Origin of the sequence: Paraburkholderia sp. 40 (assembly GCF_050434105.1) — a bacterium.
GTDB classification, from domain to species: domain Bacteria; phylum Pseudomonadota; class Gammaproteobacteria; order Burkholderiales; family Burkholderiaceae; genus Paraburkholderia; species Paraburkholderia tuberum.
The window spans coordinates 3,206,832-3,221,596 of the sequence record NZ_JBNPVY010000004.1; the positions used below are offsets into that span (position 1 = coordinate 3,206,832).

At 65.6% G+C, this 14,765-nt stretch carries 15 protein-coding genes, 1 other RNA gene and 1 riboswitch; of the genes, 7 read left to right on the forward strand and 9 right to left on the reverse strand.

Translation table 11 applies throughout. From position 1 onward, the window contains the following. Positions 1–34: 34 nt before the first annotated feature. From cobC to OKW28_RS36820, 6 genes are all read right to left on the reverse strand, one after another. Complete coding sequence (gene cobC / locus OKW28_RS36795; protein ID WP_429452730.1) at positions 35–625, reverse strand: alpha-ribazole phosphatase; 591 nt, start codon at positions 623–625, stop codon at positions 35–37. Next, positions 610–1,386, reverse strand: a complete 777-nt coding sequence (locus tag OKW28_RS36800; RefSeq protein ID WP_429452732.1) for an adenosylcobinamide-GDP ribazoletransferase — start codon at positions 1,384–1,386, stop codon at positions 610–612. Before OKW28_RS36800 ends, cobC begins: the two co-directional genes overlap by 16 nt. A gap of 73 nt (positions 1,387–1,459) precedes the next feature. After that, positions 1,460–2,521, reverse strand: a complete 1,062-nt coding sequence (cobT, locus tag OKW28_RS36805) for a nicotinate-nucleotide--dimethylbenzimidazole phosphoribosyltransferase (RefSeq protein ID WP_429452734.1) — start codon at positions 2,519–2,521, stop codon at positions 1,460–1,462. A gap of 33 nt (positions 2,522–2,554) precedes the next feature. Continuing rightward, positions 2,555–3,364, reverse strand: a complete 810-nt coding sequence (locus OKW28_RS36810) for an ABC transporter ATP-binding protein (protein WP_429452736.1) — start codon at positions 3,362–3,364, stop codon at positions 2,555–2,557. Between the two features lie 29 nt (positions 3,365–3,393). Continuing rightward, complete coding sequence (locus OKW28_RS36815; RefSeq protein WP_429452738.1) at positions 3,394–4,458, reverse strand: FecCD family ABC transporter permease; 1,065 nt, start codon at positions 4,456–4,458, stop codon at positions 3,394–3,396. A gap of 39 nt (positions 4,459–4,497) precedes the next feature. Further along, positions 4,498–6,429 (reverse strand): TonB-dependent receptor domain-containing protein, encoded by a 1,932-nt coding sequence (locus OKW28_RS36820; RefSeq protein WP_429452740.1) that lies wholly within the window; start codon positions 6,427–6,429, stop codon positions 4,498–4,500. Positions 6,430–6,519: 90 nt separating this feature from the next. Next, a riboswitch (cobalamin riboswitch) is annotated at positions 6,520–6,783 on the reverse strand. Positions 6,784–7,002: 219 nt separating this feature from the next. On the opposite strand from OKW28_RS36820, the gene OKW28_RS36825 reads away from it, so the two are divergent. From OKW28_RS36825 to OKW28_RS36845, 5 genes are all read left to right on the forward strand, one after another. After that, the gene (locus tag OKW28_RS36825; protein ID WP_184007785.1) at positions 7,003–7,362 is read left to right on the forward strand and encodes an ATPase; all 360 of its coding nucleotides are present in this window, start codon (positions 7,003–7,005) and stop codon (positions 7,360–7,362) included. Next, entirely contained in the window at positions 7,359–7,673 is a 315-nt protein-coding gene (locus tag OKW28_RS36830) for a cell division protein ZapA (protein ID WP_018419691.1), read from the forward strand. The genes OKW28_RS36825 and OKW28_RS36830 overlap by 4 nt, the downstream gene beginning before the upstream one ends. Before the next feature lie 65 nt (positions 7,674–7,738). Beyond that, positions 7,739–7,920: non-coding RNA, 6S RNA (gene ssrS / locus OKW28_RS36835), on the forward strand. Positions 7,921–8,061: 141 nt separating this feature from the next. Continuing rightward, a complete protein-coding gene (locus OKW28_RS36840; protein WP_429452742.1) occupies positions 8,062–8,520 on the forward strand; it encodes an EVE domain-containing protein in 459 nt (152 codons plus the stop codon). 245 nt (positions 8,521–8,765) lie between these two features. Next, positions 8,766–9,491 (forward strand): SIMPL domain-containing protein, encoded by a 726-nt coding sequence (locus tag OKW28_RS36845; protein WP_184007783.1) that lies wholly within the window; start codon positions 8,766–8,768, stop codon positions 9,489–9,491. 94 nt (positions 9,492–9,585) lie between these two features. Here OKW28_RS36845 and lgt read toward each other — a convergent pair whose 3' ends face one another. Beyond that, entirely contained in the window at positions 9,586–10,491 is a 906-nt protein-coding gene (gene lgt / locus OKW28_RS36850) for a prolipoprotein diacylglyceryl transferase (RefSeq protein WP_187611785.1), read from the reverse strand. Between the two features lie 60 nt (positions 10,492–10,551). Further along, on the reverse strand, positions 10,552–11,538 hold the full coding sequence (locus tag OKW28_RS36855) for a LysR family transcriptional regulator (protein ID WP_184065300.1): 987 nt from the start codon (positions 11,536–11,538) through the stop codon (positions 10,552–10,554). Between the two features lie 158 nt (positions 11,539–11,696). On the opposite strand from OKW28_RS36855, the gene ilvD reads away from it, so the two are divergent. Then, the gene (gene ilvD, locus OKW28_RS36860; protein ID WP_018419686.1) at positions 11,697–13,370 is read left to right on the forward strand and encodes a dihydroxy-acid dehydratase; all 1,674 of its coding nucleotides are present in this window, start codon (positions 11,697–11,699) and stop codon (positions 13,368–13,370) included. A 147-nt stretch (positions 13,371–13,517) separates the two neighbouring features. Then, the gene (locus tag OKW28_RS36865; RefSeq protein ID WP_429452745.1) at positions 13,518–13,856 is read left to right on the forward strand and encodes a c-type cytochrome; all 339 of its coding nucleotides are present in this window, start codon (positions 13,518–13,520) and stop codon (positions 13,854–13,856) included. A gap of 24 nt (positions 13,857–13,880) precedes the next feature. On the opposite strand, the gene OKW28_RS36870 is transcribed toward OKW28_RS36865, so the two are convergent. After that, positions 13,881–14,699: a DUF2486 family protein gene (locus OKW28_RS36870; RefSeq protein ID WP_429452747.1), complete on the reverse strand. Its 819-nt coding sequence runs from the start codon at positions 14,697–14,699 to the stop codon at positions 13,881–13,883. Between the last annotated feature and the right edge of the window lie 66 nt (positions 14,700–14,765).

The following is a 14,765-nucleotide window of genomic DNA, read 5'->3' on the forward strand; positions in this document are numbered from 1 at the left end:
AAAAAGGGATCAGTTTTCCCGATGACCACGCGGGTCACGCATTCCATCGCACGAGCGACCACTGCAGCGTCTCGTCGTTACGTCGCAACCAGACGATCCCCGTCATATCTAGCGACCACTGCAGGCAATGCGCGAGCGGCACCTCCAGCACCCACGACGCGATCGCGCGCATCACGCCCGCGTGCGTGACCACGTATGCGGGCGACAGCTCGCGCGTCAGCGCGAACGCATCGAACCACGCTCGCACACGCGCGACGAATTGCTCGACGCTCTCGCCGCCATGCGCGCGCGCATGTTCGAAATTGGCGGCCCAGTCGTCGAGCAGCGCGCGATCGATCGTATCCCAGCGCTGCGCTTCCCACTCGCCGAAATCCATTTCCTTCAAGCGCTCGTCGTGGCTGACCACGCAGCCGAAGTCGTTCGCGATCTCGGTCGCTAGCGCGGCGCAGCGCGTAAGCGGACTCGTGATCAGCACACGCGGCGCCGGCACCTGCAAGCTCGCGAGCTTCACCGCCAACGCATTGGACGTGACCTCGGCGCTTTCCGCCAACGCGACATCACTATGGCCGTAACAAACCCCCGCCTCGAGCGCGACAGCGGGATGTCGAATCAGGACGATATCCATGCAAGCCCCACCAGGTAGATGCTCAATTCGAAGATCTGCTGCGCGAAGCCGAGGCAGTCGCCGGTATAGCCGCCGATGCGTCTGACGAAATAACGGCCCATCGCAAAGCGCAGCGCGAACAGCACAGCACACGTGAGCGCGGCGAAACGCCAGTCGGGCATGCCGGGGCCGTTCGGCCACAGGAGCCACGGCAGCCCGAACAGCGCGGCGCACAACAGCGCCGGCCCGCTCAAACGCTGCGCGACCGGCTTGGCTTTGCCGGCCGCGCGCACATAGTCGAGCGTGGCCAGGTAACTGATCGCGCACGCGCGGCTCGCACCATGCGCCGCAAGCATCAGGCTTGCGGCGCGCGGCGGTGGCAACGCCGCGAGCGTTTGCCACTTGATCGCCAGAGCGATCACGAGCGCGATGGCGCCGAAAGCACCGATGCGCGAGTCGTGCATGATGCGCAGCGCATCGTCGCGCGTATAGGCGCCACCGAACGCATCGATGCAATCGGCGAGACCGTCCTCGTGAAATGCGCCCGTGACCACGAGCGACGCGGCCATCGACAGCAGCACCGCGACACTCGCCGGAAACACGCGCAGCGCGGCCAGATAGACGAGCGCGCTGAAGCCGCCGACCAACACGCCGACGAGCGGAAAATAGCGCGCCGCGGCGTTCAGATAATGCGGCTCGAAACCGACCCAGCGCGGCACGGGCACGCGCGTGAAGTAACCGAGCGCCGTGAAGAAATAGCGCAGTTCCGCGAGCGGGTTCATGAACTTGGCGAGTGCAGTTTCACGGTGCTGCGGGCCGAGCTTCGCGTTATCGCGAAGCGCGTGCTCACGCGCTTCACGGTTCGCGATCGGCGACGCCCGCCGAATCGAAGCTGGCCATCTCGTTGACGAAGGCCACCGCCGCGCGCAGCAACGGCACCGCGAGCGCGGCGCCCGTGCCTTCGCCGAGCCGCATGTCGAGCGACAGCAGCGGCTGCGCGCCGAAATGATCGAGCATGCGCCGATGCCCGGCCTCGTTCGACGCATGCGCGAACACGCAGTACTCGCGCACGTCGGGCGAGAACGCATCGGCGACCAGCAGCGCGGACGTCGCGATGAAGCCATCGACGAGGACGGTCATGCGCGCCTCGGCGGCCGCCAGATACGCACCCGCCATCATCGCGATTTCGAAGCCGCCGAAGGTCGCGAGCACGTCGAGCGGCGCGCGTGCATCCGCATGGCGTGCGAGCGCCGCCGCGAGCACGTTGCGCTTCTTCGCGAGTCCGGCATTGTCGAGACCCGTGCCGCGGCCGACGCAGTCGTCGATCGGCACACCGCACAGGCGGCTCATCAGACACGCGGCCGCCGAGGTGTTCGCGATGCCCATCTCGCCGAAGCCGATCACGTTCGTGCCGAGCGCCGCGTGATGACGCACGCGCGCGGCGCCCGCCTGCATCGCGGCGAGCGCTTCGGCGCACGTCATCGCGGCTTCGTGTGCGAAGTTGCGCGTGCCGGGCCCGACCGGAATGTCGACGAGTCGGTCCGTGGACGGCAGCGGCGTCGCGATGCCCGCGTTGACCACTTCGAGTTCGAGACCCGCGACGCGACTGAGCGCGTTGATCGCCGCGCCGCCCGCGATGAAGTTCGCGACCATCTGCGCGGTCACCGCTTGAGGATAGGGGCTCACGCCTTCGGCGGCGATGCCGTGGTCGCCCGCGAAAACGATCATCGCGGGACGCTGCACGGTGGGACGCGTACTACGCTGGATCAGGCCCATCTGGCGCGCGAGCGTTTCGAGCCGGCCGAGGCTGCCGGGCGGTTTGGTGCGCGTATCGATGATCCGCTGCAGTTCGGCGCGTAGCGTCTGATCGAGCGGCGCGACTTCGGGCAAACCGGCTGGGTGTGGGATGCGAGTCATAGGTGTGATCGAAACAAGGGATAGGAATAAATATCAGCCTGACTGTGCGTCATGGCCGGCAGCCGATTCGTGACGCGCGCGCGGCGCGGGTATCAGCGCCTCGTGCTCGCCGTCGCGAATCAGAATCAGCGGATAGCCGAACGCGCGGCTCGTCAACGCGGGCGTCAGCACGTCGCGCACTGGGCCCGCATACGCGCCGCCCGCGCCGTCGAGCAGCAACGCGTGCGTCGCGAAGCGGCGCGCGAGGTTCAGGTCGTGGCACGAGAACAGCACACTACGGCGCGGTTCGCGCGTCCATGCGACGAGCGCGTCGAGACAGTCGACCTGATGATGCAGGTCGAGATGCGACAACGGTTCATCGAGCAGCAACAGCGGCGCGTCCTGGCACAGCACCGCCGCGAGGGCAACGCGCTGACGCTCGCCGCCCGACAGCGACAGCACGTCGCGCGCCGCAAAGTCCGCGAGGCCGAGCCGTTCGAGCGCCGCCCGCGCGGCCGCGCGATCCTCGTCGCGCTCCCAGCCCCTGCCGCCCAGATGCGGGAAGCGGTTCAGCAGCACGATGTCGAGCACGCTTGCGTTGAACGCATCGGCCGCGCTTTGCGGCATCAGCGCGCGGCGCCGTGCGAGCGGCAGCGGCTGCCAGTCGGCCACGCGCACGCCATCGAGTTCGACATGGCCCGCCGCCGGATGCAACAGCCCCGCCAGCGTCGATAGCAAGGTGGTCTTGCCCGCGCCGTTCGGCCCGGCGATGCACCAGATTTCGCCCGCATGGAACGTGTGCGTGAACGCGTCGAGCAAGGTGCGCGCGCCGGCGCGCAACGTCAGGCGCTGCGTGCTCAGCATCGAACAGGTGGGGCTGGGTTTGGCTCGTATCATCGGCGGCGTTTGAGCAGCATCCACAGGAACACCGGCACGCCGACCAGCGACGTGATCACGCCGACCGGCAATTGCGCGGGCGCGATCACGGTCCGCGCGATCAGATCCGCGCCCATCACCGCGACACCGCCGCCGAGCGCGGCCGCCGGCAGCAGCATGCGCTGATCGTTGCCGAACGCGAGCCGCAGCATGTGCGGCACGACGAGACCGACGAAGCCGATCGTGCCCGCGGTCGTCACCGCCGCAGCCGCCGCCAGCGACGCGACCAGGTACACACGCAAACGCAGCGGCATCACGGCGACGCCCAACGCCTGCGCGGCCGCGTCGCCGCGCAGCAACACGTTCAGACGCGGCGCGGCCGGCACGATCGCAAGCAACACGAGCGCGAGCGCCATCAGCGCGGTCCACGGCACCGCGCCGCCATTCAGGTCGCCGGTGAGCCAGAACAGCATGCCGCGCAGACGGCTGTCGGGCGCGAGATTGAGCAGCAGCGTGATCAGCGCGCCCCACCCGGCCGCGATCACCGCGCCGGTCAATAGCAAACGGGGCGACGTGTCCTGCGGCTCGCCGCGCCATAGCTCGCGACGCGCGAGGCCGAGCACCAGCAGGATCGACACGAACGCACCCGCGAACGCGCTCGCATCGACGAGCCACCATGCGCCGCCCGCGATCATCGCAACGAGCGCGAACGTCGCCGCGCCGCCCGACACGCCGAGCACGTATGGCTCGGCCAGCGGATTGCGCAGCAGCACCTGCAGCAGCGCGCCGGCGAGCGCGAGCAACGCGCCGCACGCGAAGCCCGCGAGCGCGCGCGGCAAACGCAACGTACGCACGATTTCGCCGGCGAGATCGTCGCTGCCCGTGCCGCGGAACGTGTGCGTCGGCACGAGCGCCAAAAGCACGCGCGACGGCGCGAGCGGCACGCTGCCGAGCACCAGCGACGCGCCGAGCACCGCGATGGCGGCGAGCGCGAGGCCGAGCCAGATCGCGGCCGCGCGTTTCGCGTTCATCGGGCGCGGCGTCGCCATCGCGGCGCGCAGCGAAGTGGACGCGCGACTCATCCGCGTGCGCTCACGCATGCGGCCAACCCGGCGCGCGCGTCACTGCTGCTGCCAGCCGAGCGTGAGATACGCACCACGTCGCGGCGAGTTATACGAGTAGGCCGTTTCATAATCCTTGTTGAACAGATTGTCGATTTGCGCACTGACGTACCACGCTTTGGTGACGTTGTAGCGCGCCGACAGATTCACGATGCCATAACCGCCGAGGTTGCCCGTGCTATCGGTGCGCGGACCGCTGACGATCCACTCGCCGCCAACCCGCCAGCCACCGATGCTGCGATTCACCGCGAACGACCCGAACCGACGCGCGCGCCGCACGAGGTCGGTACCGTTGTCGAGATCGACCGGGTTCTGCAGCGTCACCGTTGCGCGCACGTCGGTCTTGCCGACATGACCGCTCCACGATCCCTCGAGTCCCTGCACCTTCGCATGGCCGACGTTCTCCGCGAGGTAGATGCCGGGGATCGTCTGCACGTAGTCGATCAGATTCGTATAACGCGTCTGGAAGGCGTTCAACCGCATCACGCCGAGCGCATCGGTCGCGTACTGCAAACCGGCTTCGACCGAATGACTGCGCTCGGGCTGGATCGACGGGTTGCCGCTGATCGGATAGTACAGATCGTCGAAGCTCGGCGCGCGGAACGCATCCGAATAGCTTGCGGTTACCTTCCAGCGCGACGTGATGTCGAATCCGTAGCCGAGATAGTAACTGTTCGCCCCACCGAAATCGGAGTACTGGTCGCGTCGCACGTTGGCCTGAATCTGGTTGCGGCCGAAGCGCGCGCTGTAGCCCGCGAAGACCGAATCGACGTGACGGTCGGGCGCGGCGAACGTGTCGGAGTCGAGCGTCTGGTCGAGATGCTCGTAGCCGAGTTGCAGCTTCTGGTTCGCGGCGAGCGCGAAATCGTTCTGCCACGTGTACTGACGATTGTCGGTATCGAAGCGGCCGTTGTAGATGCCATTGGTGTTCGACACGCTGCGGTCGTCGCCCTCGGCGAGCGTGACGTGGGTGGTCCACCAGTCGGTCAGCTTGCCGTTCGCGAATACCGACACCTGACGCACCTTGCTATAGAGATTGTTCAGATCGGTGGGCTCGCCGTACGCATTGTCGTAGCTGTTGTCGTTGTTCGACTGGAAGTAGCTGACGCCCGCGTCCCACCTGTCGGTGAACATGTGACGCAGCGACGCGCTGATGCTCTCGTTCAGATTGCCGTTTGCGTTCGGATTCGCGTTCGGCGCCTCGAGCGGATTGAGCGACGAAAAGCCGTCGTCCTTCGTGCGTGCGAGCGAAATATTGAAAGTCGTGCGGCCGTCCTGATCGAGCGCGCCGTTCACGCCGGCCGTTTGCGTCTGCGTGCGATAGCTGCCGTAGCCGACCGAAAAATTGAAACGCGGCGGATGATCGCCGCCGTCTTTCGTGAACACCTGCACGACGCCGCCGATCGCGCCCGAGCCATACAACGCCGACACGTTGCCGTTCACCACTTCGACGTGATCGACCTGATCGAGCGGAATCTGCGCGAGCTGAGCTGAGCCGAGACTCACCGAATCGACGCGCACGCCGTCGATCAGCAGCAGCGATTGCGTCGACGATGCGCCGCGCAGAAAGAGGCTCGTGGTCGAACCGGGGCCACCCGTGCGCGAGATTTGCGCGCCTGGCGCGAGTTGCAACAGGCCGGGCAGATCGGTCGCGGTCGTGTCGGCGACGTCCTGCTGATCGAACTGCGTAGTCTGCGGGATCGCATCGCGCAACGCTTGCGGTCCGCGTTGCGCGGTCACGACGATCGGCGACAGCACGTTGCCCGACGCATCGGTGGAAGTGAGATTGGCCGCGTCGGCAACGTTTGCGGCGCTCGCAGCGGTTGCATCCGTCGCGGACGATGAAGACGCGGGCTCGGCGCTTTGCGCATGCACGACGAGCGGCAGGCTCGCGAACGCGAGCAGCGTTGCGCGGGCGATGGGGGACAGCATGGGATGACATTCCTGTGGATAGCGTGCGCGGCCTGCTTCCCCGCGGGCCGACGCGTCACGAGCGCCCCCTTGTTTAGCGTTTTCGCGGGGGGACGTCCCTCTTTTCTGGCCGGTATCCGGGCTACGACACATCGATCCGCCTTCCCACGCGTGACGCGCAGTGGCACACTCGCACGTTGAACTTCCAACCTTGCGACCAGGACCGACCTGCATGAGCACATCACATGCGGTCGCTTACCGTTGCGGGGGCAGCGCAGGTTCGCGCATCCGGTTTTGGCACCGCGCGCGCCCTGCTTCCCGTTTAACTGCGCGCGCCGAAAAGCGCGCGCGGGCACCAGAGTGCGGGAAGTTTAGGAGCGGCCTCGCGGGGCGTCAAGAAAGGTCGACCGGAGCGCAATCGGTTCTGTTGAATGCAGGTTATTGTCGGATGGATTGCCGGTTTTTATCTTATGGTCGACGACGCGACACCCAACGAACGTGCACGAAGCGATGCTGTTACGTCTCGAAACGAGACAATTGTCGGAACCTGTAATATTCCGCGCTAAAATGCGATGTCTTTAGAGGACGCAGCACATGCTCACCGAACTCGAATCACTCTCCCAGAACATCGGCAAGCTGATTGCGATCAGCCAGCGCCACAACGAAGCGCGGCTCGCGCTCGAAGAGCAGCTCGCGCAAACGCGTGCCGAAGTGCAAGCCACGCATGCGGAACTCGCGCAATTGCGCGAAGAGCGCGACGCACTGCAGGCGGAACGCGACGCGCTGTCCGCCAAGATCGACGACGCTCAGGTGCGCCTGAATGCGATTCTCGAAAAATTGCCGCGCGCACGCGCGAGCAGCGAACCGGATAACCAGCTCGATCTGCTCGAGTCCGCCCAGCCCGAACATGAGGAAGCGGAAAGCGACGTGAGCCGACACGGAGAAAGCGCATGACCACCAAGCAGATCGAAGTATCGATTCTCGAAGTACCCTATCGTCTCGCCTGTTCGCCGGAAACCGAAGGCGCGCTGCTCGAGGCGGTCGCGCGCGTCGACGCCGAGATGAAGAAAATCCGCAGCGGCAGCAACGTGCGCGGCACCGATCGCATCGCCGTGATGGCTGCGCTGTCGCTGGCATCGGAACTGCTTAAGCTGCAAAGCAGCGTGCGACACGGAGAAGCATTTCCTGCTGAAGAAATCCGGCGTACAATGCAGCAAATGAACGAACAGCTAGGTACTGTGATCGAGCAGTACAGCTTGCAGTAAGCAGTAGTGGGCCGGTTTCGAATCGGTCACGTGTTCAACGGTTTGGGTTGTAGCATCATCGGTTAGCTTCCCTGCCTGGTTCGCCAAGGTCATACATTCCTTGAACCAATGCCATGTGCACGGTTGCGGAAATTTGTAGCACGGGTGTGCGCGTCACTCAGTCTGATGTACCCGAAGTGTTGCTAACTGCGACCAATTCTGAACCCTCGGTTCAGGATGCCGGCCTAGCGGCTAAGGCGGGGACCTTATCTGGAACGGCATCGGACTTCGGTTCGATGCCGTTTTTCTTTGGTCGTCGTTTTTTCGTTTGAGCGCCTTTTTCAGGGGCTTTTCCGTACGCGCCTGCTGTTGTTGCGCTTCGTTCAATCTCACACGCTCACTCCGATTCATGCGCTACTGGCTGATGAAGTCCGAACCGGACGAAGCAAGCATCGACGACCTCGCCAACGCACCTCATCGCACCTTGCCGTGGACCGGCGTACGCAACTATCAGGCGCGCAACTTCATGCGCGACGTGATGCAGGTCGGCGACGGCGTGCTCTTCTATCATTCGAGCTGTCCGGAGCCCGGCATCGCGGGCATCGCGGAGGTCTCGTCGACCGCGTATCCGGACCCGACCCAGTTCGATAAAAAGAGTCCGTACTACGACGCGAAATCGTCGCCGGAAACGCCGCGCTGGATGCTCGTCGACGTCGTGTTCAGGAAGAAAATCGCGCTGATTCCGCTTGCCGCGCTGCGCGAGCATGCCGAATTGCAGGACATGCGCGTGCTCGCCAAAGGCAACCGCCTGTCGATCACGCCGGTGACCGAAGCCGAATGGCGCTTCATCACTAAACAGCTGGTTTAAGGGCGAACGCGCGACGCGGCACCTGTCATGATCGCATCCAGGTCATCGTTTCCGATGCGGCGGCGAAGCACTAATTGGGGAACCAAGCGTCGGTAAAACGCGCCTAATCGGTCGACGAAAGCGTGAGCTCGAACCGGCCGCTCGACGGCAAGCCGATGCATTCGCCAGCGCATCCGTCAAACCGCGCGCCACCGCCCGGCGCTCGCGTCGAACGTGCACAACCTGTTCAAACAAGGATTCCAGTCATGACGACAAAAACCGCACGGTCCCTCGCACTTGCGCTCGCCTTGGGCGCGCCTGTGGCACTCGCACTGAACCCTGCGCCCGCTCGAGCGCAGACCATGATGCCGCAGCCTTCGGGCGTGCTGTCGCTGAATGCGCAGGCGAGCGCGGAAGTCCCGCAGGACGAAGTCGAAATCACGCTGTTTTACGAGCAGGAAGCGAGCGAGCCGTCGTCGCTGACGTCGACGCTGAACGAACGCGCCGACGCGGCATTGCAGAAAGCGCGCGGCGTCAGCGGCGTGACCGCGCGCTCGGGCGCGTTCTCGATCTTCCCGTCGACGGACCGCGACGGACGCATCTCGACGTGGCGCGGCCGCACGGAAGTCGTGCTCGAATCGCGCGACTTCGCCGCGGCATCGAAGCTCGCCGGACAGATGGCATCGATCATGCAGGTTGGCAACGTGCGTTTCTCGCTGTCGCCGGAAGCGCAGCGCGCGGCCGAACAGCGGCTCAGCGGCGAGGCGATCAAATCGTTTCGCGAGCAGGCCGCGGCGTCCTCGCAGGCGTTCGGCTTTAGCGGCTATTCGATCCGCGAGGTCAACGTGAATCACAGCGGCGTGATGCCGCGTCCGATGATGATGATGAGCGCACGCGCGATGGGCGCCGACGCGAAGAGCGCGCCGCTGTCGCTCGAAGGCGGCACGTCGACGGTGACGGTCAACGTGTCGGGGTCGGTGCAGATGAAGTGACGCGCAAGCGCAAGCCCCAACAGAAAACGCCACGGCATCCATCGATGCCGTGGCGTTTTTTCATGCAACACTCGCTACGCTAGCCGAGCGCCGCTCAGTTCGCGCCAACCGCCTGCGCCGGCTCGCGACGCCCACGGCGATACGCCCACACCATCAGGCCGATGCCCGCGAGAATCATGGGCAGCGACAGCCATTGACCCATCGACAGCCCCATCGCGAGCAGGCCGAGGAAATCGTCCGGCTCGCGCGCGAATTCGACCGTGAAGCGCGCAAGGCCGTAGCCGATCAGGAACATCGCGGAAATCGCGCCGAGCGGCTTCGGTTTGCGCGAGAAAAAGATCAGCACAAAGAACAGCGCCACGCCTTCGAGCGCGATCTCGTACAGCTCCGACGGATGTCGCGGCAGCATGTGATATTGCGCGAACACTTCGTTCAGATGCCATTGCGCGGCCAGTTGCGGATGCGCGGCGAGCCATGTGGCGTCGTCAGGCGCGGCGCCGGGAAACAGCATCGCCCACGGCGCCGACGGATCGGTCACGCGGCCCCACAGCTCGCCGTTGATGAAATTGCCGAGGCGCCCCGCCGCGAGGCCCGTGGGCACCATCGGCGCGACGAAGTCGGTGACTTGCAGCCACGAGCGCTTGCGCTGATAAGCGAACAGCATCATCGCGATCGTCACGCCGAGAAAGCCGCCGTGAAACGACATGCCGCCTTCCCACACCTTGAAGATGTCGAGCGGATGCGCGAAATAAAAGCTCGCCTTGTAGAACAGCACATAGCCGAGCCGGCCGCCGAGGATCGTACCTAGCACGCCGTAGAACAGCATGTCGTCGATATCCTTCGCGGTCCAGCCTTGCGCGGCGACGTACGGCAGCCGCAGCCGCAGCCGGGCAACGACGATCGCCGCGACGAACGCGACGAGGTACATCAAGCCATACCAGCGCACGGCGAGCGGCCCCAGATGGATGGCGACAGGGTCGAAATTGGGGTGAATGAGCATCGTGTAGTTATGGGCAGTTCAGGTTCGAAAGCAGTTTTTACAGGGAATCAGAAGCGGGATCTAGACACGCGACGCGACGCTCGCCGCATGCGCGCGCACGATGTCGATGAAGCCCGCCAGCACCGGGCTGACCTCGTCGGTGCGCCAGACGAGGCCCGTCTCGATCGCGGGCACCGACTCGGACAGCGGCCGGTACACGACGCCCGTGCGCCGCAGGTTACGCAACGATTGCGGCACCAGCGCGACGCCCATGCCGGCCGACACGAGACTCACGATGGTCTGCATCTGGATCGCCTCCTGGCCGATCCGTGGCGCGAGGCCCGCAACGCCGTAGCAATCCATAATGATGTCATAAAAGCCTGGCGCGAGACGCCTTGGGAAGATCACGAGCGGCGCGTCGGCGACATCGCGCAGGCTGACGGGCATGTCGAGCCATTCGGCGGCGGGGTCTTCGGCGGCGCTGCCCTTGCCGTTTGCGTTCACGCTGCCCCGCAAGCCTTGCGCCATCTCCGTCGACATCGCGATCACGAGCGGCTCGCGCGCGATCGGCAGCCACGACAGCTGCGCCGCATGCCGCGACGGCAGCGGCGCGATCACCAGACCCGCGTCGATACGCCCGGCCACCAGTTCCTCGACCTGCACGTCGCTGGTCGCCTCGGTCAGTTCGAGCCGCACGCGCGGATGCCGCGCGCCGAAATCGCGCAGCAGCAGCGGCAGCAGGCCGTAATCCGCAGTCGACACGAACGCGAGCGACAGCACGCCCGCCTCGCCGCGCGCGAGGCTCTGCGCGAGCGGCCTGAGCCCTTCCGCGGCCGCGAGCAGCCGCTGCACCTCCGGCAACAGATCAGCGCCGACCGCCGTCAACTCGACCGAGCGCTTGGTGCGCGCGAACAGCTCGACGCCGAGCGTCTCCTCGAGCGCGCGGATCGCCTGCGACAGCGGCGGCTGCGTCATCGACAGACGCGCGGCCGCGCGCCCGAAGTGCTTTTCCTCGGCGACGGTGACGAAATAGCGCAACTGGCGCAGGTCGGGGATCGTCGGCAGCATGATTAATATATTTTACGACCTGAACAACCGCGAATAATACACACGACGCGTGTCACGCAAAACCGCCGGTTTGCACGGTCTGGCGGAACTACACTGAACGGATGCGCGCGCGGACGCCGCCGCGCGCTTTCATCAGAACAGCCAGACTGGAGCTCCCCATGGCCTACAACCGTCGTTCGAAGAACATCACGCAAGGCATCGCGCGTTCACCGAATCGCTCGATGTACTACGCGCTCGGCTACCAGAAGGAGGATTTCGACAAACCGATGATCGGCGTCGCCAACGGCCACTCGACGATTACGCCGTGCAACGCCGGCCTGCAGCGTCTCGCCGACGCGGCCGTCACCGCGATCAGGCGCGCCGACGCGAACCCGCAGACCTTCGGCACGCCGACGATCTCGGACGGCATGTCGATGGGCACCGAGGGCATGAAGTACTCGCTCGTGTCGCGCGAGGTGATCGCCGATTGCATCGAGACCTGCGTGCAGGGGCAATGGATGGACGGCGTGGTCGTGATCGGCGGCTGCGACAAGAACATGCCGGGCGGCATGATCGGCCTCGCGCGCATGAACGTGCCGGGCATCTACGTGTACGGCGGCACGATCCGGCCGGGCAACTGGAAAGGCACCGATCTGACGATCGTGTCGTCGTTCGAGGCGGTCGGCGAATTCACGGCGGGCCGCATGTCGCAGGAGGATTTCGAGGGCATCGAGAAAAATGCGTGTCCGTCGACCGGTTCGTGCGGCGGCATGTACACGGCCAATACGATGAGCTCGTCGTTCGAGGCGCTCGGCATGTCGCTCATGTATTCGTCGACGATGGCGAATCCCGACCAGGAGAAGGTCGACTCGGCCGCCGAATCGGCGCGTGTGCTCGTCGAAGCCGTCAAGAAGGATCTGAAGCCGCGCGACATCATCACGAAGCAGTCGATCGAAAACGCGGTTGCCTTGATCATGGCGACCGGCGGCTCGACCAACGCGGTGCTGCACTACCTGGCGATCGCGCACGCGGCCGAGATCGAATGGACGATCGAGGACTTCGAGCGCATGCGCAAAAAAGTGCCGGTGATCTGCAACCTGAAGCCGTCGGGCCAGTACGTCGCCACCGATCTGCACAAGGCGGGCGGCATTCCGCAGGTGCTGAAGATCCTGCTCGACGCCGGGCTTCTGCACGGCGATTGCATGACGATCACCGGCAAAACGATCGCCGAGGAGTTGAAGGACGTACCAGCCAAGCCACGCAGCGATCAGCAGGTGATCTTCCCGATCGACAAGGCGCTCTACGCCGAAGGCCATCTCGCGATCCTGAAGGGCAATCTGGCCGAAGACGGCGCGGTCGCCAAGATCACCGGGCTCAAGAACCCGGTCATCACGGGCCCGGCGCGCGTGTTCGACGACGAGCAGAGCGCGCTCGAAGCGATCCTCGCCGACAAGATCGTCGCCGGCGACGTCGTCGTGCTGCGCTATCTTGGCCCGAAGGGCGGCCCCGGCATGCCGGAAATGCTCGCGCCGACTTCGGCGATCATCGGCAAGGGGCTCGGCGAATCGGTCGGGCTCATCACCGACGGCCGCTTCTCGGGCGGCACCTGGGGCATGGTGGTTGGGCACGTCGCGCCGGAGGCGTTCGTCGGCGGCACGATCGCGCTCGTGCAGGAAGGCGATTCGATCACGATCGACGCGCACCAGTTGCTGCTGCAACTGAACATCGACGATGCCGAGCTGCAGCGCCGCCGCGCCGCATGGCAGGCGCCGAAGCCGCGCTACACACGCGGCGTGATGGCCAAGTATTTCGCGCTCGCGCAGCCGGCGAATCGAGGGGCGGTGACGGGGTAATGACCACGGCCGGCGTGGCCCGCCCCGACAGGGATAACCCGCCGCCACGTTACGCGAAAACGCAAGGGGCGCACAAAAATCCGTGCGCCCCTTTGCTCTTATAATGCGTCCACCACGAGCCGGGCATCTGCACTGGCGGAGACCATAATGAAATCGATGTCGTACGCAGCCGTAGCAGCCACTGTTGCGCTCGCCGCCGCATTGAGCGCCGCCAGTCCCGCAGCCCGTGCCGAAGCAGCCGGGCTCGCGCTCGCCCAGCAGAAGAACTGCATGAGCTGCCACTCGGTCACTCGCCCGTTCATGGGGCCGGCGCTGCACGACGTTGCAGCCCGCTATGCGGGACGCAACGACGCCGCCTCCTATCTGAAGCGCAAGATCCTCGATGGCGGCACCGGCGTATGGGGAACCGTGCCGATGCCCGCGAACACGCAACTGACGCCCGATCAGGCGGCCACGCTGGCGGCTTGGGTGCTGACGCTCAAATAACGGCGCTCTCAGATCACCGCGGCGTCAACGCGAGCGCCGCGCGATTTCTTCTTCCACCGCTTCACGTACCCAATCGGTCATCTCGGCTTCGAGCGTCTGCGCGACCTCGCGCGTGATCTGGCTCACGAGCAGACTCGTGTGCTGCTGCACTGCATCGCGGCAGCGCGCCTCGATGATGCCGCGCCCCTCGCCCGTCAGAAAACGCTGGAAGCGTCCGTGCAATCGTGCGGCGAGTGCGTCGGCATCGAGTGTGGGCTGAGCGGGAGCGGCTTCGTGCGCGCCTTCATGGTCGATATCCGGCGGCACTGTCGCGCCGGCTTCGAGCGGTATGAAGGGTTCGGTACGATCGAACACGCCGGGCGACACCTCCACGTCCTCATGCAAGTCGTCATGCCCATGTCGCACATGAATGCCGTGATGCGGCCGTGCGTGTTTTCTCGGGTGCGTGTGATCAGCCACGCGCGGCTGATGAAGCTCGGTCTGCGCGAGAGGCTCATGCTCCGCCGCATGCGGGGCTTCTCGCGTCGGCATCGGCTCCGGCACGAGCACGGGCTCCGGCGAACTCAGTTGCTCGGGCGTGGGCACCGGTTGGGGCGCGAGTACCGGCTCGGGCGCCAGCCTCGGGTCGGCTCGATGCGCGGGCGGTGGCACGAACGCGGGCTCCGTGCGGGAAACGGGCTCGGGCACCGCCGCCGGTCGCGCGGCGGCTGGGGTTGCGGCCTCGGCGCCCGGCTGGGATGCAGGCGCGGCGGCATCGGTCGACGCCTCGCGCGTCTCGCGCGCGCGGCCCGGCACGAGGACCTCGTTCAGGATCGGAATCGAATTGTCGTGGGGATCGGACACGTGCGCTCTCCGTGTTTGAGTCGAAGTCAGGGCAGGCGGTCCGCATGCCGCGTTCCTCGCGGTCAT

What these genes read in the sequence shown, in the direction of transcription:
- cobC (WP_429452730.1), bottom strand. Translation starts at nt 625, where the DNA reads ATGGATATCGTCCTGATTCGACATCCCGCTGTCGCGCTCGAGGCGGGG.
- OKW28_RS36800 (WP_429452732.1), bottom strand. Translation starts at nt 1,386, where the DNA reads ATGAACCCGCTCGCGGAACTGCGCTATTTCTTCACGGCGCTCGGTTAC.
- cobT (WP_429452734.1), bottom strand. Translation starts at nt 2,521, where the DNA reads ATGACTCGCATCCCACACCCAGCCGGTTTGCCCGAAGTCGCGCCGCTC.
- OKW28_RS36810 (WP_429452736.1), bottom strand. Translation starts at nt 3,364, where the DNA reads ATGCTGAGCACGCAGCGCCTGACGTTGCGCGCCGGCGCGCGCACCTTG.
- OKW28_RS36815 (WP_429452738.1), bottom strand. Translation starts at nt 4,458, where the DNA reads ATGAGTCGCGCGTCCACTTCGCTGCGCGCCGCGATGGCGACGCCGCGC.
- OKW28_RS36820 (WP_429452740.1), bottom strand. Translation starts at nt 6,429, where the DNA reads ATGCTGTCCCCCATCGCCCGCGCAACGCTGCTCGCGTTCGCGAGCCTG.
- OKW28_RS36825 (WP_184007785.1), top strand. Translation starts at nt 7,003, where the DNA reads ATGCTCACCGAACTCGAATCACTCTCCCAGAACATCGGCAAGCTGATT.
- OKW28_RS36830 (WP_018419691.1), top strand. Translation starts at nt 7,359, where the DNA reads ATGACCACCAAGCAGATCGAAGTATCGATTCTCGAAGTACCCTATCGT.
- OKW28_RS36840 (WP_429452742.1), top strand. Translation starts at nt 8,062, where the DNA reads ATGCGCTACTGGCTGATGAAGTCCGAACCGGACGAAGCAAGCATCGAC.
- OKW28_RS36845 (WP_184007783.1), top strand. Translation starts at nt 8,766, where the DNA reads ATGACGACAAAAACCGCACGGTCCCTCGCACTTGCGCTCGCCTTGGGC.
- lgt (WP_187611785.1), bottom strand. Translation starts at nt 10,491, where the DNA reads ATGCTCATTCACCCCAATTTCGACCCTGTCGCCATCCATCTGGGGCCG.
- OKW28_RS36855 (WP_184065300.1), bottom strand. Translation starts at nt 11,538, where the DNA reads ATGCTGCCGACGATCCCCGACCTGCGCCAGTTGCGCTATTTCGTCACC.
- ilvD (WP_018419686.1), top strand. Translation starts at nt 11,697, where the DNA reads ATGGCCTACAACCGTCGTTCGAAGAACATCACGCAAGGCATCGCGCGT.
- OKW28_RS36865 (WP_429452745.1), top strand. Translation starts at nt 13,518, where the DNA reads ATGAAATCGATGTCGTACGCAGCCGTAGCAGCCACTGTTGCGCTCGCC.